The organism is Haloimpatiens massiliensis, assembly GCF_900184255.1.
Lineage (GTDB): Bacteria > Bacillota > Clostridia > Clostridiales > Clostridiaceae > Haloimpatiens > Haloimpatiens massiliensis.
Genome location: NZ_LT854640.1, coordinates 1,365,094 through 1,391,634, shown reverse-complemented (window position 1 = coordinate 1,391,634; position 26,541 = coordinate 1,365,094). Strand labels below are relative to the sequence as shown.

The 26,541-nt window shown below is 32.0% G+C and carries 28 protein-coding genes, 1 tRNA gene and 3 pseudogenes; 3 read left to right on the top strand and 29 right to left on the bottom strand.

All coding sequences use genetic code 11. From position 1 onward, the window contains the following. Window positions 1-23: 23 nt before the first annotated feature. Window positions 24-1,046, bottom strand: coding sequence for a tRNA (adenosine(37)-N6)-threonylcarbamoyltransferase complex transferase subunit TsaD (gene tsaD / locus C1715_RS14785; RefSeq protein ID WP_102401209.1), 1,023 nt, complete (start codon window positions 1,044-1,046; stop codon window positions 24-26). A 166-nt stretch (window positions 1,047-1,212) separates the two neighbouring features. Beyond that, a complete protein-coding gene (locus C1715_RS20090) occupies window positions 1,213-1,347 on the bottom strand; it encodes a hypothetical protein (RefSeq protein ID WP_278320115.1) in 135 nt (44 codons plus the stop codon). Between the two features lie 61 nt (window positions 1,348-1,408). On the opposite strand from C1715_RS20090, the gene C1715_RS14780 reads away from it, so the two are divergent. Both C1715_RS14780 and C1715_RS14775 read left to right on the top strand, forming a co-directional pair. Then, on the top strand, window positions 1,409-2,635 hold the full coding sequence (locus C1715_RS14780; RefSeq protein ID WP_102399121.1) for an IS701 family transposase: 1,227 nt from the start codon (window positions 1,409-1,411) through the stop codon (window positions 2,633-2,635). A gap of 320 nt (window positions 2,636-2,955) precedes the next feature. Further along, window positions 2,956-3,588, top strand: a complete 633-nt coding sequence (locus C1715_RS14775; protein WP_102401208.1) for a RusA family crossover junction endodeoxyribonuclease — start codon at window positions 2,956-2,958, stop codon at window positions 3,586-3,588. A gap of 36 nt (window positions 3,589-3,624) precedes the next feature. Here the strand turns inward: C1715_RS14775 and C1715_RS14770 are convergent, their stop codons facing one another. The 6 genes and pseudogenes from C1715_RS14770 to lplA all read right to left on the bottom strand — a co-directional run bounded on the left by C1715_RS14770 (window position 3,625) and on the right by lplA (window position 8,528). Beyond that, window positions 3,625-4,611, bottom strand: a complete 987-nt coding sequence (locus C1715_RS14770; RefSeq protein ID WP_102401207.1) for an NAD(P)/FAD-dependent oxidoreductase — start codon at window positions 4,609-4,611, stop codon at window positions 3,625-3,627. 156 nt (window positions 4,612-4,767) lie between these two features. After that, window positions 4,768-5,808 (bottom strand): annotated as a pseudogene (locus C1715_RS14765) (RNA-guided endonuclease InsQ/TnpB family protein). After that, window positions 5,780-5,896: pseudogene (locus C1715_RS20330) on the bottom strand (IS607 family transposase); the annotation flags it as partial. The pseudogenes C1715_RS20330 and C1715_RS14765, both read right to left, overlap by 29 nt. Window positions 5,897-5,903: 7 nt before the next feature. After that, window positions 5,904-6,225 (bottom strand): annotated as a pseudogene (locus C1715_RS14760) (MerR family transcriptional regulator); the annotation flags it as partial. 173 nt (window positions 6,226-6,398) lie between these two features. Then, window positions 6,399-7,262 carry a lipoyl synthase gene (gene lipA / locus C1715_RS14755; protein WP_102401206.1) on the bottom strand — a complete coding sequence of 288 codons (864 nt, stop codon included), beginning with the start codon at window positions 7,260-7,262 and terminating at the stop codon, window positions 6,399-6,401. A gap of 279 nt (window positions 7,263-7,541) precedes the next feature. Next, window positions 7,542-8,528 carry a lipoate--protein ligase gene (gene lplA / locus C1715_RS14750; protein ID WP_102401205.1) on the bottom strand — a complete coding sequence of 329 codons (987 nt, stop codon included), beginning with the start codon at window positions 8,526-8,528 and terminating at the stop codon, window positions 7,542-7,544. A 461-nt stretch (window positions 8,529-8,989) separates the two neighbouring features. Between lplA and C1715_RS14745 the strand changes: the two genes are divergently transcribed. Next, window positions 8,990-9,211: a DUF3955 domain-containing protein gene (locus tag C1715_RS14745; RefSeq protein WP_102401204.1), complete on the top strand. Its 222-nt coding sequence runs from the start codon at window positions 8,990-8,992 to the stop codon at window positions 9,209-9,211. A gap of 234 nt (window positions 9,212-9,445) precedes the next feature. Here C1715_RS14745 and C1715_RS14740 read toward each other — a convergent pair. The 21 genes from C1715_RS14740 to C1715_RS14640 all read right to left on the bottom strand — a co-directional run bounded on the left by C1715_RS14740 (window position 9,446) and on the right by C1715_RS14640 (window position 26,163). Beyond that, window positions 9,446-9,521: transfer RNA gene (locus C1715_RS14740), tRNA-Trp, on the bottom strand. A gap of 541 nt (window positions 9,522-10,062) precedes the next feature. Continuing rightward, window positions 10,063-10,353, bottom strand: coding sequence for an ethanolamine utilization microcompartment protein EutM (gene eutM, locus C1715_RS14735; protein ID WP_035293908.1), 291 nt, complete (start codon window positions 10,351-10,353; stop codon window positions 10,063-10,065). 105 nt (window positions 10,354-10,458) lie between these two features. Next, complete coding sequence (locus tag C1715_RS14730; protein WP_102401203.1) at window positions 10,459-11,109, bottom strand: phosphate propanoyltransferase; 651 nt, start codon at window positions 11,107-11,109, stop codon at window positions 10,459-10,461. Beyond that, window positions 11,109-12,716 (bottom strand): acetaldehyde dehydrogenase (acetylating), encoded by a 1,608-nt coding sequence (locus tag C1715_RS14725; RefSeq protein WP_102401202.1) that lies wholly within the window; start codon window positions 12,714-12,716, stop codon window positions 11,109-11,111. The genes C1715_RS14730 and C1715_RS14725 overlap by 1 nt, the downstream gene beginning before the upstream one ends. A gap of 40 nt (window positions 12,717-12,756) precedes the next feature. Next, a complete protein-coding gene (locus C1715_RS14720; protein ID WP_102401201.1) occupies window positions 12,757-13,452 on the bottom strand; it encodes a BMC domain-containing protein in 696 nt (231 codons plus the stop codon). Window positions 13,453-13,472: 20 nt separating this feature from the next. Then, a complete protein-coding gene (locus tag C1715_RS14715; protein WP_102401200.1) occupies window positions 13,473-14,144 on the bottom strand; it encodes a cupin domain-containing protein in 672 nt (223 codons plus the stop codon). 80 nt (window positions 14,145-14,224) lie between these two features. Beyond that, entirely contained in the window at window positions 14,225-14,488 is a 264-nt protein-coding gene (locus tag C1715_RS14710; protein WP_035293918.1) for a EutN/CcmL family microcompartment protein, read from the bottom strand. Next, a complete protein-coding gene (locus C1715_RS14705) occupies window positions 14,485-14,787 on the bottom strand; it encodes a BMC domain-containing protein (RefSeq protein WP_035293920.1) in 303 nt (100 codons plus the stop codon). The genes C1715_RS14710 and C1715_RS14705 overlap by 4 nt, the downstream gene beginning before the upstream one ends. An 18-nt stretch (window positions 14,788-14,805) precedes the next feature. Further along, window positions 14,806-15,651, bottom strand: a complete 846-nt coding sequence (eutJ, locus tag C1715_RS14700) for an ethanolamine utilization protein EutJ (protein WP_035293922.1) — start codon at window positions 15,649-15,651, stop codon at window positions 14,806-14,808. Beyond that, complete coding sequence (locus C1715_RS14695; RefSeq protein ID WP_102401199.1) at window positions 15,633-16,316, bottom strand: cobalamin adenosyltransferase; 684 nt, start codon at window positions 16,314-16,316, stop codon at window positions 15,633-15,635. The genes eutJ and C1715_RS14695 overlap by 19 nt, the downstream gene beginning before the upstream one ends. Window positions 16,317-16,322: 6 nt before the next feature. Next, window positions 16,323-16,769: a EutP/PduV family microcompartment system protein gene (locus tag C1715_RS14690; RefSeq protein WP_035293926.1), complete on the bottom strand. Its 447-nt coding sequence runs from the start codon at window positions 16,767-16,769 to the stop codon at window positions 16,323-16,325. Further along, window positions 16,766-17,119 carry a BMC domain-containing protein gene (locus C1715_RS14685; protein ID WP_102401198.1) on the bottom strand — a complete coding sequence of 118 codons (354 nt, stop codon included), beginning with the start codon at window positions 17,117-17,119 and terminating at the stop codon, window positions 16,766-16,768. Before C1715_RS14685 ends, C1715_RS14690 begins: the two co-directional genes overlap by 4 nt. A gap of 39 nt (window positions 17,120-17,158) precedes the next feature. Beyond that, window positions 17,159-18,112: a choline TMA-lyase-activating enzyme gene (gene cutD, locus C1715_RS14680; RefSeq protein ID WP_035293929.1), complete on the bottom strand. Its 954-nt coding sequence runs from the start codon at window positions 18,110-18,112 to the stop codon at window positions 17,159-17,161. A 130-nt stretch (window positions 18,113-18,242) separates the two neighbouring features. After that, the gene (gene cutC, locus C1715_RS14675) at window positions 18,243-20,783 is read right to left on the bottom strand and encodes a choline trimethylamine-lyase (RefSeq protein WP_102401197.1); all 2,541 of its coding nucleotides are present in this window, start codon (window positions 20,781-20,783) and stop codon (window positions 18,243-18,245) included. A 49-nt stretch (window positions 20,784-20,832) separates the two neighbouring features. Continuing rightward, a complete protein-coding gene (locus C1715_RS14670; protein ID WP_102401196.1) occupies window positions 20,833-22,323 on the bottom strand; it encodes an aldehyde dehydrogenase family protein in 1,491 nt (496 codons plus the stop codon). 35 nt (window positions 22,324-22,358) lie between these two features. Beyond that, window positions 22,359-22,667 (bottom strand): BMC domain-containing protein, encoded by a 309-nt coding sequence (locus C1715_RS14665; protein WP_035293933.1) that lies wholly within the window; start codon window positions 22,665-22,667, stop codon window positions 22,359-22,361. Window positions 22,668-22,691: 24 nt separating this feature from the next. Beyond that, entirely contained in the window at window positions 22,692-22,988 is a 297-nt protein-coding gene (locus tag C1715_RS14660) for a BMC domain-containing protein (RefSeq protein WP_035293935.1), read from the bottom strand. A 318-nt stretch (window positions 22,989-23,306) separates the two neighbouring features. Next, window positions 23,307-23,573: a hypothetical protein gene (locus C1715_RS14655; RefSeq protein WP_035293937.1), complete on the bottom strand. Its 267-nt coding sequence runs from the start codon at window positions 23,571-23,573 to the stop codon at window positions 23,307-23,309. Between the two features lie 3 nt (window positions 23,574-23,576). Beyond that, on the bottom strand, window positions 23,577-24,674 hold the full coding sequence (locus C1715_RS14650; protein WP_035293939.1) for a membrane protein: 1,098 nt from the start codon (window positions 24,672-24,674) through the stop codon (window positions 23,577-23,579). Between the two features lie 126 nt (window positions 24,675-24,800). Then, window positions 24,801-25,067, bottom strand: a complete 267-nt coding sequence (locus C1715_RS14645) for a hypothetical protein (RefSeq protein ID WP_035293940.1) — start codon at window positions 25,065-25,067, stop codon at window positions 24,801-24,803. Next, window positions 25,054-26,163, bottom strand: coding sequence for a hypothetical protein (locus tag C1715_RS14640; protein ID WP_102401195.1), 1,110 nt, complete (start codon window positions 26,161-26,163; stop codon window positions 25,054-25,056). Before C1715_RS14640 ends, C1715_RS14645 begins: the two co-directional genes overlap by 14 nt. Between the last annotated feature and the right edge of the window lie 378 nt (window positions 26,164-26,541).

Below are 26,541 nucleotides of genomic sequence, written 5' to 3'. Positions count from 1 at the left end.
TCACCCCCACTATTCTAAGTTTTTTATCTTTCCCCTAATTTTAAATTTGGAATGGCATTTAAAGTTAACGGAGCTATGTTTCCCTTCTTATATTCAAAGTAAGCAGCACTACCTATCATGGCTGCATTATCTGTGCATAAAATCATTGAAGGAAACAATACCTTTATTCCCTCTTTTTCTCCTCTTTTAATCATAGTTTCTCTAAGGCATGAATTAGCAGCTACTCCACCTGCAATAGCTATTTTATCTACATTTTGATTTTTACAAGCTTCTATAGCATTGTCCACCAGTACGTCTACCACTGCCTTTTGGAACGATGCTGCCACATCTTCCCTCACTATCTCTTCCTTCTTCATTTCTTTATTATTTAAATAATTAAGTACTGCAGATTTAACTCCACTAAAGGAAAAATCCAAACTATCATCATGAAAATTAGCTCTAGGGAATTTTATCGCTTCAGCATTTCCTCTCTTTGAAACTTTATCTATTTTAGGTCCTCCCGGATAGCCAAGGCCTATAGCTCTTGCAACTTTATCAAAAGCTTCTCCTGCTGCATCGTCTCTAGTTCCACCTAAAACTTCAAATTCACCATAATCCTTCATATATACTATGAAAGTGTGTCCTCCAGATACCACAAGGCATACAAAAGGTGGCTCTAATTCTTTATATTCTATAAAATTAGCACTTATATGTCCTTCTATATGATTTACACCTATTAATGGCTTGTTTAACGCATAGCTAAGTCCTTTTGCATATTGAAGTCCTACCAGTAGCGCACCTACTAATCCAGGTCCATAGGTAACACCTATAGCATCTATATCCTCAAATGTAACATTAGCTTTATCTAAAGCCTCCTGAACCACTGCACTTATAGCTTCTATGTGTTTTCTAGAAGCCACCTCTGGAACTACTCCTCCAAATTTAGTATGTATATCTATTTGAGAAGCTATTATATTAGATAATACCTCCCTGCCATTTACAACTACTGCCGCTGCTGTTTCATCACAACTACTTTCTATGGCTAATATTTTTATATCTTCATTCATAATAAATTCCTTCCTTTACTGTATAGTATTTAAATTTTATATTAAAATGCAAAGTATAATAAGTAATAGTTAAGAGCTAAGAAGTAAGAAGTAAGGATAAAACTCTAAGAGTTTTTTATAATTAATTTGTAAGTAATAGGTAATAAGTAATAATTGTAGTAAAAATTCAGCTTTGCTGAATTTTTTCAATATCTCTTACTTTTTCACTATTAGCTCTTACTTTTTCATTATTAGTTCTTAACTTAACTTCTGCAAAATAAAAAGTTAAATTGGTAGTATTACCAAAAAATAAATATGGCACACTGACCTTATCCGTGATATATAAAAGTTACTACTCAATTAAAACACGGGAGGTTGTCAGTATGCCAAGTAAATTTACTAATCATATTGTATCCATTAATGATGAACTTTACAATTACTTAAATGATGTAAATTATGGAATGAGTAAACCTCAATTTCATCATATATCCACTATTATTAATGGATTAATAAATTTAGATGGCACTAAATCTTTATTAAAGATTTCAGAATATATACTAGCTGCTAAAAGCAGCAGTTCCATATATAGATTTTTGAGTAACTCTAAATGGGACGATAGTCTCATAGATAGAAATCGTATTAATTATTTAAAACTACATTTTAATAAACTCATAAAGCCTAAATCCGTAGGATTCTTAGTTATAGATGATACTGTTAATCCAAAAACTCAAGCAAAGAAGATGCAAGGATTAAGCTATAATCATTGCCATACAGAAGGTAAAAATCTTTGGTCCCACTGTGTAGTTACTTCTAATTTTGTAGCAGAGGATATGTCTATTCCGCTAAACTATAAGTCTTATTTTAACGAAGAAAACTGCAAAAATCATAATAAAAAATTTATGAGTAAACCAGATATAGCTTTAGGTTTTATTAATTCTTTTGAAAAACCTTCTAACTGCGATAAAATATATTGTCTTACTGATAGTTGGTACACTAGCGAAAAGTTAATTAATGGTTGTATTTTAAAAGGTTTTAACTTTATTGGGGCTTTAAAATCTAATAGAAAAATCTCTCCATTAGGAATTTCAATGCAAATTAAGGAATTTGCTAAATATATAAATCCATCTACCTTAGATGTAGTTACCGTCGAAGGTAAGGATTATAGAGTATATAAATACGAAGGCAAAGTTTCAAAGATTGAAAATGCATTAGCCTTAATTTGCTATGAAGTTGATGGGGACAGCTTTAAAGAACCAGTATATCTAATGTCTACAGACATAGAACTTAGTAATAAAGCTATAATAAAATACTATCTATATAGATGGAACATTGAAACTAATTACAAATATCTTAAAACACACTTAGGTTTTGACGAATATAAAGTTCAATGTATACTCTCTATCGAGAGGTATTTTCTACTTACATTTTTAGCAATCAATTTTTTAGAGATTTATAGATTATATAATCCTAAAAAACTTGAAACCATTGGTGATACTATAAAGTCTATAAAAAGCCTATCGGCTAAAGAATTGGTGCGTTTTGTTTATGAGGAAGCTAAAAATGATATACCTTTAGACACAATACTTGCTGAATTAAAATTAGTTTCTTAAAAAATTTTGTAAGTTACTTATAGGGAAAGTATAGAATTAAATGCTGTAACTATATTCCTATTAAAGAACTTACATCTATATTTGGGTTTTTAGCTTTTAAAATTAAAGAAGTTAAGTTCTTAACTTAAAAAAATACCGTAATACAATATTTTCATATAGCCTAAAATATTACTACATTTAATTTTATACCTTAACTTCTATAATACAAAAAACTTTATATATCATCAAGGAAAACCTAAAAACTTTCAAAACTCATACATTTTATATTATATTCATATTATGATATAATTCTTTTGATAATATAAAAAAGGAGTTTGTGTATGATTTGTAATTACGCTAAAGTTATAATTAAAGGATCTCCCATAACTAAATCTAATTTTAAACTTTCTAATAATCGAGGACGAGCCATACTACCTTATAATTCTGGAAAATACCACGATAGATACGCTCTATATGAGCAGCAGATAGCTTATGAAGCTAGATGTCAAAATCCTAATACAGTGCTTAATGAATCATTAATAGCTATATTAAAAGTATATTATAAAAGTAAAAAAAGACATCCCGATACCACAAATATAACTAAAAGTATTTTTGATGGAATAGAAAAAAGCGGATTGATTATAAACGATGCTCAAATAAGAAGATTAATTATTGAGGAATTTTACGATAAAGATAATCCTCGGTTTGAATTAGAACTCTTCCCTGAAAGTGAATATTCTATGGAATACTCTGTATTCAAAAAAGAAGAAGCTGAAAAGCCTATAATCTACTCACCACCAGCAAATAAAAAAAATAAATTAATTTCTTGCCAATGTAACAAAAAAAAGATTTCAGATAATCCTAGTAATGAATTCTGTGAAATATGCGGCAAACCTATAAAAACTCAAGAAGGACTATCTATTAATAAAGGCAGTTCATTTATTTGCAATAATTGCTTTAAAAAACTTTTTTAGTGCTGTACATTTGATGTTTTGTACAGCACTAAAAATTTAAATAGTCTCTTTTAATATTTTTACATATGCAGCTGCAAACTTGCCAGCTTTATTTCCTTCAAAAACTACATGATTAGTATTATAATTAATCTTAAGTAAGTTTCCACAAGCAAATATTCCCTCTACAGATGTACACATATTCTCATCTACTACTGGTCCACCCCATGAGTTATTTAGTGAAATTTTAGCATCCACTGTTATATCAGTTTCTGGAAACAATTGTACTGATAAAAGTAATGTATCACATTCCACATAACATTCAGTACCCTTTATTACTTTTCTATCTTTATTTAGTGAAGCTAAAGTTAACCCTTCTACTCTATCTCTTCCTTTTATATCAACTATATAACAACTTTCCTTAAAGGGTATATTAAAGTCATCTATACACTCTTTAAAATATTCTTTCTTTCCTATGGGCTGTAGATTCTTTTCTACCACCATTTTCACATTTGCACCTTCTAATTTCATTCTTCTAGCAGTTAATAATGCTAAATTACTTGAGCCATAGACTACAATTTCTTTTCCTGGTAGATATCCGTGCAAATTCACTAGTTTATGAGCTGCTCCACAAGTATATATACCAACACACCTATTTCTTGGTATATTTATAGCACCTATAGACTGTTCTCTACATCCTGTGGCTAAAACTACAGCTTTAGCTTTTATATTTTTTATACCTTCTTTTTCACTTACATAAGTTATTTCTTTATCTTTAGTAAGCCTTAATACGGTAGAATTTATTTTAGTTTCTATTTTATATTTATTTACTTCATCTACAAGTTTTTGTATATACTCTGGACCAGTAACATATTCTTCAAAATCTTCTAAACAGAACCCATTATGAATATTCTCGTTTAGCATTCCGCCTAAAGAATTCTCTCTTTCTATTATACAAACCTTACCCATTCCTTGCTTTTTAGCAGAAATAGCAGCGGATAGGCCTCCAGGCCCTCCTCCTATTACAATAATGTCATATAATTGCATAGAATCTGCTACTCAAAATATGGTCAAATGTATCCATATTGAGATTCTTACTGCTTCAACGTACTCTGCCTTGCCTAAGCTACTACAGTTTGTATAGCACTCCACAGTCGTTAATTCCCCAAATAGCCTTGGGTACACATATAAGTGCTTGTTTAATTAAGCTATCTTATATTCTTTAGCATTAGCTAAATTTATTGATGCATTTAAATCTCTATCAATAGAAAGCCCACAACTGCATTTGTAAACTCTATCAGATAGTTTTAAATCTTTCTTATATGCTCCACAACAGCTACACACTTTACTACTTGGATAGAATCTATCAACTATTCTTACTTCAATGCCATTTTGTTTAGCTTTTGAAATAAGTTTAATTCTAAATTCATAAAACTTTTGCCCAGCAACCGCTTTAGCTAAATGTCTATTCTTCATCATTCCACTTACATTTAAATCTTCGATAGTTATAAAACTTGGTTTTTGTTTTATTAACTCATTCACTGTTTTATTTATGTAATCAGTTCTTATATTTGTAAGTCTTTGATGAAGTTTTTGTACCTTGACTATTTGTTTTTGGATAATTTGACGAGTAGCTTCTCCTTTCTCTTTTTTATTTCTTAATTTTAAACTTTCATATTTCCTTGAAAGTTTTCTTTGCTCACGTTTTAGTTTCTTTTCTGCTTTTTTAACTGTTTTAGTTTTGTTAATATTCTTTTTAGATAAACCATTATTACAAATTGCAAAATTCTTTAGTCCAAGGTCTACTCCTATTCCTTCTGAATAAGGTTTATTGTCTAAATTAATAGCTTCTTCAACTAAAATTGAAACAAAATATCTATCTGATTTTTCACTTACTGTACCACTTTTAACTATGNCTTGATTTTTCTTTTTCTTAAATTTAGGAAAACTTGCTTTACCATCAAAAAACTTTTTAAAAGCTTTTTCTCCATTCATAATGGCTTGTTTAGTAGCTTTAGAGGATACTTCTTTAATCCAAATTTTATCGGTATTATTAGGAATATACTCATTATTAAGCCATTTAGAAAAATCCATACCACTAATAAATTTTTTCTCTTTTTCATAAACTTCTTTATTATGAGCAATATAAAAATTTTATATAAACCTACTTACACCAATAGTTTGATGAATTTTAGTTATCTGTTCTTCTGTTGGCTTAATTTCTATTTTGTATGCTTTTTTCAACTTCTTCATCTTCCTTTATCTTTTTCTTATATTTTCTTAAGCCATAAATTCTGCAACTAAAAATATGCAGTATGGAAATTATATCTTGAACTAATATAGTTCAATCCACTTCCATAATCCTCTATAATTTCATCTACAATAATTCCTTTTGCATTAGCATATTGTTTAAGAAACTCAACTTGATTTTTTAGATCATCTTTTTCATTAGAAGTTGAAACCCTTGTATATATAATTGTTCTTTTTTCAGAAGATGATATTCCTTTAAACTCTTTATATTGTTCGTAAGTATAATATCTTCTATTTGTTGTTGTTCTAAATGCTTTTAATATTCCTTCGTTATTCCATCTTTGCAATGTTCTAACTGATACACTTAATTAACTCTACAACTTCATTTGGTTTATAATTATTATTTTTCAAATGTACTCACTTCCTTTTCATAAGTACATTTTACTATATTTAATTACTTTTATCTATATTTTAAATAACTAAAGATATCTCCTCCAAATTTAAAACAAATAAACTAATGTCTCTAATCCATTTTATCAGTTTATGTAAAGTATGTATATATTGGAGACTATAAAATGGAGTGTTTATTTTCCTTTAATTTTATTGAACACTTCTACTGCATTATATGAACTTCTAACTAAAGGAGCCGAAGCAACGTATTTAAATCCTAAACTTTCTCCAATTTTCCTATATTCCTCAAATACATCTGGATGAACATATTCTACTACATCGTGATGTTTTTTAGATGGTTGTAAATATTGTCCTATAGTAAATATGTCACAATCTACTTTTCTAAGATCCTTCATAAGACTAACCACTTGTTGTTTTGTTTCTCCTAATCCTAGCATTATTCCTGATTTAGTCAAAATAGAATTATCCAATTTCTTTACATTTTCTAAAACCTTAAGAGATCTTTGATAAATTGCTCTTGGTCTAACTCCTGGATATAAATCTGGTACTGTTTCTACATTATGATTTATTATATCCGGCTTCTCATCTGCTACTAGTTTAAGAGCTTTTTCATTTCCTTGGAAATCAGGTATTAAAACCTCAATAGTTACATTTTTATTTAAATTCTTAACTTCCTTTATAACCTTAGCAAAATGCCCTGCTCCACCATCTTCTAAGTCATCTCTAGTTACAGAAGTAACAACCACATGTTTTAATCCAAGTCTATCTACAGCTTTAGCTAAATTTTCCGGTTCCTTTTCATTTACAGGCTCTGGTTTACTTTTAGTTACATTGCAAAATGTACAATTTCTTGTGCAATTTCTTCCAAGTATCATAAAAGTAGCTGTACCTTTATGAAAACATTCTCCCCTGTTAGGGCATAAAGCATGCTCACATACAGTATTTAATTCTAAATCTTTCAATAGATTTTCCACTTCAATAGAATTGTGATTTCTAACTAATTTTACTTTTAACCATTCTGGTTTTCTTACGTACATTTTAATTCCCCCTTAAAATATTCAATGCAGCATATAATATAATACACACACATTCTATTTTTCTATGCATAAACTACATACAACTTATAAATCATACATGTTGATTATCCAACAAAAAGCATTACATTACCTGAATTATGAAATTTCTCTGGAATGACTTGCATAAGAAGCAAAGGAACTGCTTAAATTAAATTTATTGTTCTGAGCTCTTATGCAAGTCATGGAGGAGAAATTTCATAATTCCATTACATTGTATCTTATTGTGGGTTAATCATATGTTTACTTATAATTAAACATCAACCCCATAAATTGCTCTCTTGTTAAATCAGAGATATATTCTGAAACAGATACATCTTTAATAACTTGCTTTATGTTATCCTCATCATATTTCTTTCCTAAAAGCATATTTTCTAATTGAGAAATTTCTCTCATACCAAAAAAATCTCCATTTACTTTTATGTTACTTATATTTCCATCCTTTACTGATAAACTAATTTGAACTACTCCACATTTAAACTTATCCTCATTAAAAAATTGAAATTTAGGTGAATTTCCATAAGTCCATTGCCAAGTAGAAAATTTTTCTTCAGATATTTTATTTATTTTTTCCATCTCTTCTTTATTTAGTTCATAAAACTCCTTACAATTAAATTCTTCCATCACCAATTTTATAAGGCTATTTTTAAATTCTTCTACGTTCATATCCTTATTTAGATATTTTCTTATATTAGTAACCCTATTGGATACTGACTTAATAGCCTTGTCCTTAAATTTTATTGGATTGCTTTTTAAAGCTTTTACTAAGTCTGATAAATCCGCATCAAATAATAAAGTTCCATGATGTAGAACTTTATTTTTATAAGAATATTGGGCATTGCCGCAAAACTTTTTTCCTTCAACTGTTAAATCATTTCTTCCATTAAACTCTGCATCTACTCCAAGCTTTTTTAAAGCATTTATTATAGGCTTAGTAAACCCTTTAAAATCTACAAAATCAGAATCCTTTTTAGTTATAAATGTAAAGTTCAAATTACCTAAATCGCAAAAAACTGTTCCCCCACCAGATACCCTTCTAACTACATCAATACCTTTTTCTTTAACATATTCTAAATTTATTTCTCTTAGAATATTTTGATTTTTTCCTATAAGTATAGATCTTCTATTTCTCCACAATATAAAACAATCCGTATCCTTATACTTAAGTATATACTCTTCTACAGCGTGATTAATATATGGATCTGTACAGCTACTATTTATAAATATCAAGTCCATCCCCTCCAGTGAGCTTAATATACACTTCAAAAGTTTTCATACAAAATAAATGTTACGTGAATTACCACCGAAATAAACAATTAAAATTATACCAACATTATACTATATTTATTTATATTATCATTACTATATTTTAAATACAAATTAAAGCACCCTAATTTATTTATACTATTGCCGACTATTGTTAATCTGATTTTCATATCAATTCCATTAATGTTTTTATAATCTTAATTGCAAACCTTAATTGTAAAATGAAACCTTAATTACACCTCACTTGCAACCCCACCCCCTTGATTGAAAAACCTTAATTGAAAAACGGAATAAATATATTGAATTACACTAAATATATATCGAATTAGATATTTTTTTTATTGATAAACGATAATTTTTATGGTATTATACTATTATTCAATAAAAAATATAAAACTTATACTAATTAACAGGAGGTAACTTTTATGAAAAAATATCTTTTATCTTTAATATCATTTATTATAGCAATTAGTTGTATAGTTGCTTATAACATCATTGGGTCAAAGATTGCTCCAGATGGTACTCTTATAGAACCATTTTTCTTAATACCAATAGGTTGGTTATTTATAATTATTGGTATAGTTTCTGCATTAATAATCTTTATAACCTCATTGTCTAGAAACTACAAGAAATCGAGTAAAAATTAAAATATCTAATTACCATAATTATTTCAAATAAATCTGAAAATGAATATTCATCGACAAAACATATTAATCTGTAAAAAAGTCAGATTAATAAATATGAAATCTTTCTATAAAAAAATAGTAATTCTTAAGCATACTTTTGAGAAACAACCAAAAGACAACCAAATGCTTAAAAATCACTAAATTAAATATGTATATTAAAAAGCCAGTAACCCATGTGGTTACTGGCTTTCATTATGGCAGGGGCACGAGGACTTGAACCCGGAACCAACGGTTTTGGAGACCGCTACTCTACCAATTGAGCTATACCCCTTTGACGAAGATTATTGTATCATGATATGAAATATAAGTCAACATATATTTGCATTAAATTTTGCTGAAAACTAATAAAATGACTTAACCACAAAAAGGTACAATGTAATGGAATTATGAAATTTCTCCTCCATGACTTGCATAAGAGCTTGTAACAATAAATTTAATTTAAGGAATTCTAATCTTTTAGCCATATAAAATTATCTAACGCTCACATTCAGCGTCCTGCATCAGGTTCGCTAGCCTGGCGTCCTTGCCAGGCTTACGATAATTTTATCTGTCTAAAAGAAGAATTTCTAAAATTAAATTTAAACAGTTCCTTCGCTTCTTATGCAACTCATTTCTTAGAAATTTCATAATTCAAGTAATGTAATACTCTTTGTGGTATAATCATAAAATCAATATTCTGAAAATGATTGTTGATATTTAATAAAAAAATCAATAAATATCCACCAGCTAAGCAGGTGGTTTTATTTATAGACAACAATGAAAATGCCGCTAAATATACTTTAGCGGCATTTTACTTACAATTTAATTAAATCCTATTTTGCAGCTTCTTTAGTTGATGGAAGAATTACTTCAACTTCAGAATGTGGACGTGGTATAACGTGAACTGATATTAATTCTCCAACACGTTGTGCAGCAGCAGCTCCAGCATCTGTAGCAGCTTTAACAGCTCCAACATCTCCTCTAACCATAACAGTTACAAGTCCGCCTCCAACATATTCTTTACCTATTAAATATACGTTTGCTGCCTTAACCATAGCGTCAGCTGCCTCTATTGATCCTACTAATCCTTTAGTTTCTATCATTCCTAATGCATCATATTTCATTTTAAAATCCTCCTAATTATCTTATTATTTGTATATTATAATTTTTAATTATAATCATTTATTTTTTACCACTTTTTATTATTTTAATTGTTATTGATTATTTTTCTATTTCACTATTGTTATTTTTGATTTTGAGTTAATGCCCATTGCATTAGCTTCTTCGATATCAAGATGGCATTCAAGCTTTGAAGCATCATTAGCCCTGATAGCTACGTTGCTGTATATTCCGCCTCTGAAATCATCAAATTTTATTGATACTATATCTCCATCACAGACCCCTAAATTTTTAGCATCTTCAGGTGTCATATGAATATGTCTTTGTGCAACTACTAAGCCTTCTTCAATTTGAACAGAACCTTTTGGTCCAACTAATGTAATTCCAGGCGTTCTGCTTAAATCTCCAGATAGTCTTACGTGTGATACTGCTCCAAGTTTAATGCAATCTCCAGCTAATACTTCAACTTGAGTCTTACTTCTTACTGGTCCAAGAATTCTAACTTTTTCAATTGCACCCTTTGGTCCACATACTGTTACAACTTCTTTGCACGCATATTGTCCAGGCTGAGACAAATCTTTAAGTTTAGTAAGTTGATAGTTTTTTCCAAAAATACATTCTAAATCCCTTTGTGAAAGATGTACGTGTCTATTAGAAATACCTACTGGAATCTCAGATGAATTTACCTGAGATACAGTATTTTCACTTTTGCCCTTTACAGTTTCTAGTAAAAGCTTTAATACTGCCTCTAAATTATCCATTAGTTTGCCCCCTTCATAGCGGCAACTATTTGGTTAACTAAGTTTAAAAGCTCCTCATTTTTTGCACTCTCACAACCGCACTCAGTACAGTTATCAGTATTTTTAACACACTCAGTAGCTTTATTTAAAGCTGCTGCAGCTGCTGCAATTTGAGCTGGACTCATGTTCATAAATTGCTTCTCAACATTTTGAACACCATGACAGTTCTCAGCAGTTTTTATACGGTTGAAAGTTGGATCATTAGATGCTAATGTTGCACAATCTTTTAAACCATAAGCAACTCTCTTTATATTTATAAGATGTTCTGGAGTAACATTCTCAGATACTGAGCTTCCTCCCCATGTACCACATCCTAAAGTAAATGAAGGGTTAAGACCTGTGCTTGCACCTGTTCCACCTTGTGCTCCACCAGTGTTAACAAGTATACGGGAAGCTGGCTTTTTAGCAAACTTCATAACTATATCTCTATCTTCAGTATGTATACTCATTGTATGACCAATTCCATTTTGAAGTAATTCAATACTTAACTCACATGCTTCATGCCAATCTTTTACTGTATAGAATGCAAGAACTGTTGTAAGTTTTTCATATGACAATGGATTGCCTTCACCTACTCCATTTTGTCTTCCTATAAGTACTTTAGTTTCTGATGGAACTGTAAATCCTGCAGCAGTTGCAATAACTTGTGCACTTCTTCCAACAAACTTAGCATTCATAGCATGACCATTTTTGAATAACAGCTTACAAACTTTATCAGTTTCTTCTGCTGTCATGAAATATCCACCTTGCTTTTTAAGTTCTTCAATAACTACAGCTTCATTGCACTCTTCACAAATTATTGATTGTTCTGAAGCACAAATTGTACCATTATCAAAAGTCTTACTTGCAATGATGTTTCTAACAGCTTTCTCTACATTAGCAGTTCTTTCTATGTACGCTGGAGAGTTTCCTGCCCCAACACCAAGAGCTGGCTTTCCTGCACTATAAGCAGCTTTAACCATTCCTGGACCACCTGTAGCTATTATTATAGCAACTTCTTTGCTCTTCATTAATTCATTTGTAGCTCCGATTGTTGGAGTAGTTATGCAACCTATAATATTTTCTGGTGCACCAGCTTCAATAGCTGCATCACGCATTAATTCAGCTGCCTTAATTGTACATTTTGCAGCAGATGGATGTGGTGAGAAAACTATAGCATTACGAGATTTAATTGAAATCATAGCTTTGAAAATCGCAGTAGAAGTTGGGTTTGTTGAAGGTACTATGCCCATAACTAAACCAACTGGTTCAGCAATCTCTATAAGCTTATTTGCTTCGTCTTCTTTAATTATACCGATAGTTTTCATATCTTTTATTGAATCATATAGTACAGTAGCTGCTAAATGATTTTTAAAAGTTTTATCTTCAACTTTACCAAAACCTGTCTCTTCAACTGCCATCTGTGCTAAACAAGCAGCATGCTCTTCTGCAACTCTAACCATGTTGCATAAAATTTTATCAATTTGTTCTTCAGTATAATCAGCAATTTTATTAGCTGCTACTTTTCCTAGTCTAGCAAGGTCTCTTGCTTCTTGTATTGAACGTAAATCCTTGTCGAAGTTTTCCATTATTCCTTACTTCCTTTCGTAAACTTTACAATATATAAATCTAATTTTTCTCGTAATATAATTTGAATTTTGCAAGTAATAAATTTTTACCTGCTTTTGAAATTGTTCTGCCTGTAATTACAAAATCTTTATATTCACGAGCTAGATTTCTAAGCTTAACTACTTTTAACTTAGATAATATCAAAATGGTTTTTTCTATACCATTTTTACTTACTAAATTATCTACATCGTCTTTATGTAAATTCTCTAAATTCACCTTATGTAGTTTATCTAAATCAGCTTCTGAAGCATCTTTATTTTGATTTTCCTTAGCCTCATCTTCAGTTTCTTCTATAGTTTCTACATCCTCTTTCTTATCAGATGATAAAACTTTTGGATTTTCTGGTTCTTCTACTTTATCTGCATTTTCTCCATCCTCCATCTTTTCATCAGATGATGGCTCTTCTATGCATTCTGCTGTAGTATTAGATCCAATTATATTCTCCAATTCTTCGTGAGGACGTGGAATTACATGCTCTGAAACTAAAAATTCTTGATCAAGTTTTTTAACAGCCGCTACCCCAGCTTCTATAGCTGCTTTTACTGCACCTACATCACCTGTAACTGAAATTGTAACAAGACCGCCACCTACATAAGTCTTTTCAATAATACTTACATCTGCGGATTTAACCATTGTATCAGCCGCCTCAACAGCTGCAAGTAATCCTTTTGTTTCTATTAAACCAAGCGCTTGCATAGGTCAATCCTCCTAGTCTTCTATAAAAGATCCGCCCAGTTTGCTGGATATGTTGTATAGAATACCCTAGCCTTGTCTGGAGAACCCCAAACTACTTTAGAACCTGATGGTACGAATAACACATCTCCAGGATAAGCTGTGTATGTCTTTCCATTAACTTCAACAGTTAAAGTTCCCTCGATAACATAGTCAATTTCTTCATAAGTTAATTCCCAATCAAATTTTGAATTTTCAATAATTAAAAATCCAGCACTCATTTTTGATTCTTCTTTGTTTACTAACTCTTGAAAATAAACTTTTGCATCTGGGTTACCAGTGTCAAATACATCCATTTTTACTGTGTTTCCTCTAACAACTTTAAGTCCGCTAGGATCAGACTCAGCTTCAAATAGAACATTCTTTGGCTTTAAACATTCAAGCATTTGTTGTAAAAGACCCTTGTCCATCATTGTTTTAAAGAAATTAAGCATCATTTCAACATCCATACCCTCTATGTTTGGCATGTTTGGAGCTTTTTTAGCTTCTACATGCTCAATTTTAGGTGCTGGTGCTTCTGTAGTGAATATTATTCCACTATTTTTTGCAAGATCATTAGCTGATGGAGTAATTATTTCACTGCCTTCTAAATAAAATACTTTTTCATTTTTTAGTATTAATGCTTCAACATCTTTTGCACAAATTAATCTTTTCATATTTTTCACTTCCTTTCAAAATAATATTGCTGTCCATAAAACTCTTAAAATCCTGTGATTATTTTTAAGAAAGATCTTATTTAACCAAACTGACAATCATCATCAATTATTCCAATAACAACTGCATCCACAGGAATATTGTCGTCACCCAACATTTTGCGGGCAGAGGAGCCAGTACTAACGATAACCCTATCACCAATACCTGCACTTATAATATCCACAACAATAAATCTGCGTCCTTCATCTATTCCACCAATTTCTTCTGCAAGCATAAATTTAAGTCCGCTAAGTGATTCTGCCTTTCTAGTGGCCCATACATTATCAATAAGTCTTGCTACTATCATATTGTTTTTCCCTCTTTCATTTTCATTTTAATTTCATTTATGGCGGCTTCAACTGATGATGTGTCACCAAAAATTCCAATTAAAACCATGTGTTGGGGACATGTACCCCTAATCTCTTCAACAGTAACCCCAACAGCTTTTTCGGCAATATCTGCAGCATAAATCATATCGATAAGCTTACCTTGCACAAGTCCTATTGCATCAACGCTGTTTAAATCCGTTTCGCACTTTACACCGATACGTTTTATGAGAATTTCTTTAGTGCTATGGGAAGGTGATTTTATAATTCTAAAATCCACTTTTAAACACTCTCCTTATTATTCCATAATATCTTGTGTACAGCTTAATGCTATTCCAAGTGGTGTAACAAACATAGGATTTTTAGGTTTATGTGTATACACGCCAGTCTTTTTTTGAATAATTTCTTCGATGCCTGTCAAACAACAAGTACCACCTACTAAAGAAATTTCATTAACATCATAATCTTTAATATACTTACTAATAATTGTTGACACCTTTTCAACTACTGGCTTTAGTACTGGTAAAATTTCCTTGTGGTTCTTATTATCTCTTTTAAATTTATCTGCCTCATTAAAAGGCATTCCATATGCACCTGCAATAACTAGTGAAAAATGAGTACCACCTGTAGGTTCGTCCACAACATAAACTACTTTTCCATCCTTTAAAACAGATATTCCAGTTGTTCCACCACCGATATCTACAACTGCACCATTTTGAATTTTAAGTACAGCATTTGCAGCAGTAGGTTCATCTAAAAGATTTGTCAATTCAAAGCCAGCTGCTTGAACTACATTTTTAATTGCTCCAGAATCTAAAGCATCAGTTCCAGGTGGAATTGCAGCCGCCGCATAAATAAGCTCTGTATTCAATTTTTCCTCGATTTCCTGCTTAAGTTCTCTAACAATCCTTACTGCTCCAATATAATCCACAACCATACCGTCACGAACTACATCTGCATATCTATATGCACCTGCAACAGGCTTGTAGTTTTCATCTAAAACAGCCAATACTATACAAGCAGTACCTAAGTCTACACCTGTATAATAAACAGAAGAACCATTAACAATTGGTCTTTCTATTACTTCCTCAAACTCTTGAACCATATTATCACAATATTCAAAAGTTAATTTTTCCTTTGACATTCTTTTCCTCCTACTGCTGAACAAATCAATTGAGACAGCGAATTAATTATTGAATTAACGTTCCCTATAATGCTATCTTTTAAACCGTCATCATCATTTTTGTAGGTATCAATTATTTCAAACTGTAATTCCCTTAAAGCACAGCGAAGTGTGTGCATTTTTAAAATTGCATTGCTTTTTGCAAGCTGCATATGAAATTCTGTTATCTCGAAACAATCATCAAGCTCTGTTATAAAATTTGATGAATTCATTCCAGTACACTCTCTGCAGTAAATTGGCTCAAGAGTACCTTTTCCATCCACAACATTTCTGATATTTGATATTTTTCTACCCAAATTTATAATGTTTTGTGCTAAGATAATATCCTCTTTTAATATTTCACTACTAGTAACAAGAAATACTGCCTCCATAGATTTCAATTTTAAGCAAAGTTTCTTATTCAAATTTAAATTGCTGTTTACCATTGGTTCTTTTGTTTCAGCCTTATTGTTTTTAGAAACATTCTTATTTGCTTTTGGAGCATCATCATTTAATTTTATTCTCTTATCAGACAAATATTGAGTTGCTCCAGGTGTAAGGCGCTGTCCTTGTTGTAACTTGTAGGTATCAAAAGGTTCTTTTCTAAATAAGTCTCTCAAGTACTCTTCAGTAATAAATCTCATCATCGACCTTTACTCCTCACCTTTTTCAAATAAATACTTCTTCAAAGCATCAATTCCTGTTCCAATTTTAAAACTAATATGAAAATATGGCTCTGACACTCCTATGTTCTTTAGCTGTTTTAAACATTTTTCTTCATTTTCAGGTACCAAGTCACACTTTGTTATAACCCCGATTACCGGGCATCTAAAGGACTTTGCAAATCCATGGGAGTATATTTCACTGCTATTAGACTGATCAACCACTATAAGCACATGAGATGCATCCTGAGCTGCTGCTATTACATGCTTATACATCCATGCATTTTCTATATAAGAGCTTGGAACATCAATGGTGTTTTTACCATAAATCAAATCTGGTGTTCTTCTTAATGGACCATCATAATTGTTTAATGCATTAACCAATGTGGTTTTGCCTGATTTTGAAGGTCCAATTACCATTATGCGCTTTCTTCTCATGTCCTTGTAATGGGAGCCGGAGTAAATCCAAGCATATCCTTTAAAATATCATTTACTGCACCAAGTGCTGTTTCAACACTTTGTACATCACCATTTATTACAACAGAACCTGTGAAACGGTCAAGGAATCCAATTTCCACATCGGAAGCCTTTGTAGCAATATCCGCTGCAATAATAGCCGATTCATAAGGAGAAAGAGTTAAAATACCTATTGCTCCTTTTTCATCAATTCCAAGACGTTCATATATATCAGGCATGGGTGATGCAATAACATGAGCTATTGTAATCTGCTTTCCTGGCACTGACTCTTGTATAACACGTTGTATGTTTCTATCAAGAAAATCTCCCATAAACCTTACCTTCTATCTTATTATCTATTTGAAAATTATTTAGTGACGGATTACCTTTACAGGTAAATCATATTCTTTAATCCATCCTTCAATTCTATCTAAATCTTCATTTTTTAAACTCGGATCATCCTTTATAGGATATTCAATTCCTAATTGGTTGTATTTATTTACCCCCATCTTATGATATGGAAGCAAGTCAATTCCTTTAAAGTTTTTATAATCTTTGTATGGTGTTAATAACTCCATAACTTTTTTAATATCCTCTTGTTGATCATTTACACCTTTAAGTAAAGGCATACGAATCTTTACATTATATTTGCGACGAAGTAGTTCCTGGAGATTTTCTAAAATCTGTTCATTCCTAACACCTGTTAATTGAAAGTGCTTATCAGAATTAATATGCTTAATATCAAATAGGAATAAGTCTGTGAACTCTGCTACCTTAAGTACTGATTCTAGTTTTGCATAGCCGCAAGTCTCAATTGCAGTATTTATTCCTACTTGCTTACATGCCATTAATAAACTAGAAGCTGCTTCAGGCTGCATTAGAACTTCACCACCACCTAATGTAACTCCGCCACCAGAAACTTCATAAAAAGTTCTATCCTCTTCTATAATTTCCAAAAGTTCAGAGATAGTTTTTACTTCTCCAACTATTGATATAGCAGATTTAGTACATGCTTCTTTGCATTTACCACATCCAATACAATCAATATCGCGATTAACTTCATGCTTTAAAGTTTCATTAGAGATAGTGTGTATTCCCACAGGACAAGCTGAAACACAAGCCCCACAATTAACACATAAATTACTTTTAAACATAACTCTATGTTTTTTAATCATTCCTTCGGGGTTTGCACACCACTTACAGCGAAGAGGGCAACCTTGAAAGAATACTAAAGTTCTTACTCCATCTCCATCATACATATTGTATTTCTGTATATTAAAAATCGTCGCTTTACGTTCAATTACACCTAAATTTTCATTACTCATATTTTCATTCTCCAGTTTCATTACCTTGATTTTTAATATATATCTTAATTGCAATCTGCAATCTACAGAAGTATTCTGTAGATTACAGATTTATAAGTTTTAGTTTAAGTAATCTCAAAAATTCTTCTAATTAAAAATGGTTAAGTACAGTTCTGCTGATGATTTCATCCTGAACGTCTTTACATAATTCAACGAAGAATGCACTATATCCAGCAACACGAACAATTAAGTCACGATATTGCTCTGGATGTTTTTGAGCCTCTATTAGAGTCTTATTATCTAAATAGTTGAATTGCATTTCTCCAAGTTGAAGGGCACATGCACTACGTAATAATGTAATTATTCCGTTTTCACCTTCTTTTGTATCAAGAAGACCTGATATTAACTTGAAGTTATGAACCATACCTATATTCATGTTTTCACAACACATTTTAGAAACAGATTTAATTATAGCAGTAGGTCCTTTAAAGTCTGCTCCTTGTGTTGGACTTATACCATCTGATAAAGGCATCCAAGCTCTACGTCCATTTGATGTAGCTCCAGTAAGCTGTCCAAATGGAGTGTTGTTAGAGATTGATAAAGTACCATGGCTAAGCACTGAATATAATGTCTTATATTTACGGTGCTCTTGTTCAGTAAATTGAATTAAATCTGCAGCAATTAAATCTGCATAATCATCATCATTACCATATTTAGGTGCTTCTAAACAATCTTTTCTTAATTGCTCGTATCCAACAAAATCAGCCTTTAAAGCTTCATTTAATTGCTCTAAAGTGTATTTCTTATCATCAAATACTAATTTCTTTATAGCTGCCATAGAGTCTGTGTAAGTAGCAAGACCACTCCATACAACTCCTGGTCCGAAGTTATACATAGCTCCACCTGCTTCTACTCCTCTACCTTTTTCCATACATCCTTCATACATCATAGACATAAGTGGCTTTGGTGCAAGTTCTTTATGAACACGTTGAGAAATTACTGTAGCAACACTTGTCCATTTAGTGATGTATTTGATTTGCTCTTTAACAGCTGCATCAAATTGCTCATAAGTTTTAAACTGGCTTAAATCTCCCAAATCTGGACATACTTGCTTACCATACCATAGTGGTACACCATGATTAAGAACAAGTTCTATACATATAGGCCATTGAGTGTATCCTGTAGAAGTCCATTGATATAATCTTCCTGCTTTTTGTGGCTCAACGCATCCCATTAAGCAGTAATCTCTTGCGTCTTCTATAGAACATCCTTTAGCTAACATCATTTTTATATGAACGTCATCAAAGTGACATGCTGGGAATCCCATACCTGAACGAATAACGTCAACTATCTTCTTAAGATATTTTTGTGGTGATCCTTTATGTATACGACAAGCTAAAGATGGTTGATATATTTTAACGTGACGAACTGCATCCATTAATAGATAAGTTAATTCGTTTGTAGCATCACGTCCCTCTCTAGTAACACCACCTAAGCACATGTTAACAAATGGCTGATAACCTGCGAAGAACTTAGAAGCTCCTTCACTTGTTAACCACATCATTTCAGACATTTTTATAAGCATACAACCTGCTAATTCAAATGCTTCACAATCATTCATACGTCCTGACTCGATATCAGCTTTGTAGAATGGGTACATGTATTGGTCAACACGTCCTATAGACATACCTGTTTGGTTTTCTTCAACTACAAGTAATGATTCTATAGTCCAAACTGCTTGAATTGCTTCCCAGAAATTGCTTGGTTTATGTGCTGGAACTCTAGCATTTATTTCAGAAATTTTTAAAAGTTCTGCTTTACGCTTAGGGTCAGTTTCTTTTGCAGCAAGCTCTGCAGCATAATCTGACATACGTTTAGCATATATCATAACACCTTCAGCAGTATCGATTAATGATTTGTAGAAGTATATTTTTTCAATATCTTCTGGTCTTTCGTAGTCAAGTTCAGCTAATTTTTCTTCTGCTTCTCTCTTTATGTCAAGCATACCTTTTTTCATTAGAATAACGTCATATCCTGGGTTAGAATCTCCTCCACCATTTAATGCGTGGTATGAACAGTCTGAAACAAAAGATTCTCCTGAAAGTTCCCATACACCAGCTTCACGATACTGACTTTCACAGTATTCATCAACTGATTGACCTTTCCAGAATGGGAATAACTCTTCACGCATTATTTTCTTATCTTCATCTGATATATAGAATGGGTCTTGTGGACGAGTTGATATTGTATCTAATTCATCTTCCATCCATCTCCAAGCTATATCAGGAGAAAATGCTCCTGCACGAGGTTTTCCGTTTGGTGCTCCAACGATAAGCTCATGGTCTTGAATTACTAGTGGTGCAGTTTCACAGCAATGCTTGAAACATTTACCACGTAGAACTGACTTAGGCATACCTGGGTTTTCTTTAGCTATTTTAGTTATAGCTCTTGCACGGTGAGTTGTTATTGATGGAACATGTTTTAAGTAATTTTCTTTTAACTTAACTAAACGCTCTGTCATTCCATCTGGGATTTGTCCATTATTGTCACATGCAACATGACAAGTTGTTGGTTCTTCTTTTGTTATTTCTTTAGAAACACTCTCAAACATTTTCATTAAACTAGCACGTTCTTCTTCAGACATGTTTTGAGTAGCTTCCATAAATTTATTTGAAAATTCACGAATATCCAATTCATTCCCTCACATTCTATAGTGTATTTCATATTTTAAATATGATTTTTTATCTTAAGTCATTCATAACTTTTTTTAAAATACTCTCTAGTAATTTAAAGTTATCTATTTCATTTGCATTTGCCTTATGGTTTAAGACCTCATTGGAATCTTCTTTATGATTTACTGAATTAACAATTTCATCTACACTACGAACTCCATATCCAACTTTACGTACATATATTAAATTCATAGGTGAAACATTATCAGAAGTCATACCTTGACCTGCAGAACCACTGCCTAAAGTCATTGAAGGAAACAAATTCGTAGTTGCTCCCATGCTTCCAAAAGTTCCCGGAGTGTTAACAAGTACTCTTCCAACTGGTTTCTTTAATGCAAATTGACGAATAACTTCTTCATCCTTTGAATGTATAATAAGTGTATGTCCCTGCCTTTCACTAAGCAACAATTCTATACACTTTTCACAAGCATGCATCCAATCATCTTCAATGTAAAATGCTAATACTGGAGAAAGCTTTTCTTTTGAATAAGGGTTCTTTTGAGAAACAAACTTTTGCTTAGAAATAAGAACTTTCACATCCTCTGGTATACTAAAACCAGCTTTCTTAGCTAAAAATTGCGGTGATTTACCAATCATCTCTAAGTCAGGACTTCCATCTTTGTAAAAAAAGATATTTCCTAACTTTTCAGCTTCCTCATCTGTCATAAAGTATCCACCATTTTTTTGAATCTCTTGTGTTACTTCTGCTACAATACAGCTATCCACAACAATTGACTGTTCAGCGGCAGAAACAACCCCATAATCAAAGTTCTTACTGCTAATAATATCTTTGGCAGCCTTCTCTATATCAGCTGTGCGTTCTATAAATGCTGGACCATTTCCATTGCCGCCATAAATTACTGGCTTACCAGATTTATAAGCTGCATGGAGCATTTCTGAAACTCCTGTATTCATTATAAGAGAAGTATCCCTATGATTCATAAGCTCCAATGAACCACTTTTGGTTACTGTATGCAGATATGCAATAGCACCTTCCGGAAGTCCTACACCCTCTGCAGCTCGAATCAAAATATCAACTGTTTTAGAAATCGTATTTTTAGCTCTTGGATGAGGTGAAAATATAATTGCATTTCCAGATTTAATTGCAATTAGCGCCTTATGTATAGTTGTAGAAACAGGACTCGTTGATGGACAAAAAGCTATAATAACACCCATTGGTACTCCAACATCCATTGTCTTGTTCATTTTATCTTCATTAATGATACCTACACAATTCATGTTTTTAAGTCTATTTTTCAGATACTCACATACAAAGCGGTTTTTAGTGTATTTATCTTCCCACTTTCCATATTCAGTTTCCTCATTAGACATCTTTGCAAGTTCCTTTAAGTGTTTTTCAATCTCTTCCGTCATACGTTCAACTATTTCATCAAGCTTTTCTTGTGGAAATGTTGCTAATTTTTTTTGCGCCTCACGAGCATTTTCAACAAGAATTCTAGCTTCCTGCATGGAGAGTAAATCATTATCGATAATATTCATTTTCCTCTCTCCTTTTCTTAAAAAAGTTCACTTTACTATTCAGTTATAGGATTTGGAATAGCATAACGGTTTATTATTTTCTCAAGATCTTCATGTGGACTTGGAATAACTATTGAACTATAAAGATTTCCATCCTCCATTGCATTAACTGCTGCAGCTCCAGCTTCTACCGCTGCTTTACAAGCACCAACATCGCCACGAACTAATACAGATATATAACCTGACGCAACGTTTTCATATCCAATAAGTTCAACATCTGCTGCTTTGCACATAGCATCTGCTGCTTCTAAAGCAAAAACCAGACCAAAAGTTTCGATTAATCCTAAAGCTTTATATCTTGACATATGTAATCATTTCCTTTCTGCGTTTTATGCATCTATATCGTGTACTGAAACAATATCTCCAACTTCTTTAATAGGACGTGGCATAACATTGTGTGCTGTTAATTTACCAATAGCTGCAGCTGCTGCGGCACCTGCTTCTACGGCAGATTTTACTGCTCCCACATCACCTTTTACCATAATAGTTACAAGAGTTGAACCAATGTTTTCATATGAAATTAATTCAACATTAGCTGCCTTAAGCATTTTATCTGCAGCTTCAAGTGCAGGAACTAATCCTATTGTTTCTACAAGTCCTAAAGCCTCTTCTCCATAATATCTCATTGATAATTCCTCCTTCCTGTTTTTAACCCAATATATTCTTGTTTGACTGCACAAATATTATTATTATTTTATGTTCTCATTTATCTTTTGTTTATTGTTATTTATTTATATATTGATTATATCCCTTACCCTTTGGGGGAAAGTCAATATATTTCTTTTAATAAAATTTTCTAAATATTTCACTATGGAGCATGTTATTAGGAGCAAAATTCGCTCCTAATATTTACAAAAATAATTATTTTAATAAATTCATAAAAGCTTTTTTTGTATATAAGCATTCCCCATAGGGTAATGTTAAAAATTAATCAATACTAAAAATTAATCTCTTATATATTTATTAATTGTAGCAGCTCCATCTTCATGAGCATGATAATAAACTTTTAGCTCACCGTTTTTATCTAATTCAAATCTTGTTTCTTCAATAAGACCATTGGCTTCTGCTGTCATTAAAGCCGTTGTTACAGCTTTCTTTGTTAAAGCCTTAAAATTTCCATATTCTCCTCTTAATGCTTCTATAACATCTTCAGCACAAGCTTCTTCAACTTTAGTAAAATATTTTAAAATTGCATAATTAAGCGGCTTCATCTATTATACCTCCTGTTTTTTGCTTCTAAAAAGATCCAACGGATTCATAGATACTGTAAGAATACCAAACATCATTATTACTGCTCCAATCCAAGCAACTGAAGGTAATGAGTAACCATCCATTCCACCATATACTCCTAGTAATAATAAGCAGAATAATGGACCAAAGAATGAATATGTACCATTACATGCAGTACCAAGTCCTGCTCCGCACATACTGTTTCCAGCGTACCATGTCATAAATGTAAAAACTGTTAAACAACTACTTAACGCGAACCAAATCATTGCTGGACCACTTGTAAATGCTTTAGTAGCAAGCTCAACCGAAAGACCAATTTTGCCAGATAAAACTGCTAATACTGGAACTACTATAAATAGGTTTGCTATACCTGATGTTACTTGACGAATACAAATACCAATTTCAGGGTCAATCATTGCTGTACCATATCCAGCTACACAACCTTCGAAACCCCATCCAAGAGCTGCAACAATAGCTATAATAAATCCAATAATAGTTTTTGCTGAAGCGGTACCACCACTAAGGCTTGTACTACCAATTAAAAAGCTGGCAAATACGCATATTACAATACCAAATGCCATACGTTTATTTAATTCCTGCTTATACAAAACTCTTCCTAAGATAGCTGCAATAGCAGGGCAAAGAGCTGATATCGGAACAACTATTGAACCAGCCATTTGAAGTGCTATAACATAAGCTGTACCAGCGATAGGTCCTCCAATAAGAGCTGCTAATATCATTACACGCCCTGGAGCCGAATTGATGCATCTTAAGAAATCGCCAAATTTACCTTTAACTAATGAATATAAAATTGCCCAAACAGCACTACATGTGTCGTTTATTGCATTTCCTAGTGCTGCAACTAAGTATGCTAAGGCAAATGCTGATAAACCAGCTTTATTAGCACCATACCAGTCACCCCATACTCCTTTTGTCATTCCCATTGTTAGACATGCAGTATACATTCCATAGGTAATTCCTGAAAATAAAGCTAGGGATATACCTTTTTTGAAGAAATCACTTGATAATTTCTTCTTTGCAGCAATAGCTTCTGCACTTACTGCCTTTGAAACTTCCTTCATAAAATAAACTCCTTTCAATTAACTATTTCTTATATATTAATAAATAATTATGACTCACCCCTATGAATTTTATATTATAGTGATGAGCCTAATAAACTAGTTTAAAAGTCAATTTACAAATTCTTATCAGTCTTTTATGTATTTATTAATCGTAGCAGCACCATCCTCGTGTGCATGATAATAAACCTTTAACTCACCATTTTTATCTAATTTAAATCTTGTTTCTTCAATAAGACCATTGGCTTCTGCTGTCATTAAAGCTGTTATCACAGCTTTCTTTGTTAAAGCCTTAAAGCTAGCATATTCATCATTTAAAGCATTTATCACATCATCAGCGCAGGCCTCTTGGACTTTTGTGAAATATTTCAAAATCGCATAATTAAGCGGCTTCATTTCCTGTTACCTCCTTATTTTTGAATAAATCCATTGGATTCATAGCTATTACAAGAATACCAAACATCATTAATATAGCAGAAATCCAAACGATTGGAGGTAATGCCCATCCGTCCATACCACCTATTACTCCAAGAACTATCCAGCAACAGAATGGACCCCAGAAAGAATATGTACCATTGCAAGCCATACCAAGTGCAGCACCACACATACTGTTACCGTTATACCAGCTCATGTATGAAACAAAAGCACAAAGACCACTTAAAGCAAACCATAACATTGCAGGACCACTTGTAAATGCTTGAACAGTTAAATTACTGGAAAATTTAATTCCACCGCCAAATATCATACCAAATACAGGCACTAATATTATTAGGTTTGAAAGTCCAGATGTAGCTTGACGAATTGTAATACCAATTTCTGAGTCAATCATAGATGTACCATATCCAGCTACACATCCTTCAAATCCCCACCCAAGGGCTGCTATAAATGCAATACAAATTCCAAGGAACATTCCCTTTGGAGCATCTCCGCCAATACTAGTGCTACCAATCATAAAGCTAGATACTACACAGATAAGAATACCAAGCATCATACGTTTGTCTAACTTTTGTTTAAATAATATTCTTCCTAAAATGGCACCAATAGCTGGGCAAAGGGCAGTAATCGGAATAACAATTGATCCAGCCATCTGTAAAGCTACAACAAAAGCTGTACTTGAAATAGGTCCTCCTATAAGAGCTGCCAATATCATTACAGCACCTGGCTTAGTTTTAAGACATCTAAAGAAATCTCCTAGTTTACCTTTAACAGTTGCATAAAGTATTGCCCAAACAGCACTACATGTATCATTTACAGCACTACCAAGGGCTCCAAGTACATATGTAATAACTACTGCTGATAAACCTGCTGTATTAGGGCCATACCAGTCACCCCATACTCCTTTTGTCATTCCCATTGTTAAAAACGCTGAATAAAATCCATACATTAGACCTGAAAAAAGAGCAATTGAAATGCCTTTTTTAAGAAAATCAGATGATAATTTGTCTTTTGCAGCAATTGCTTCTAAGCTTACCGATTTTGAAACTTCCTTCATAAAATAAAGCCCCTTCCGCTTATTAGATAGATAATAAGTTTTTTTAAATTATATTATTAAATAAAATTTTTAGTGAGAATATTTTAGGATTGTTATAATTTTGAATATTTCATTTTTAAGTTATTGAAAAACTTTTCATTTTGTATCTTGTAGGTATTTTATTTACAAGTAAATTATATGCCTTTCCCTATGGGGTAAGGTCAATATATATTTAACAAGAATATTTAAACAAAATTTTAAAATCTATAAATAAAAATACACAACTAACTTAATAAATAACTATAAAACCGTTTATTTAAGTTAGTTGTGTAATCTATTTTCAGGTAATAAATAAATGAATAAACTAATAATAATTAATTCAAATTTAATTTTATTAAA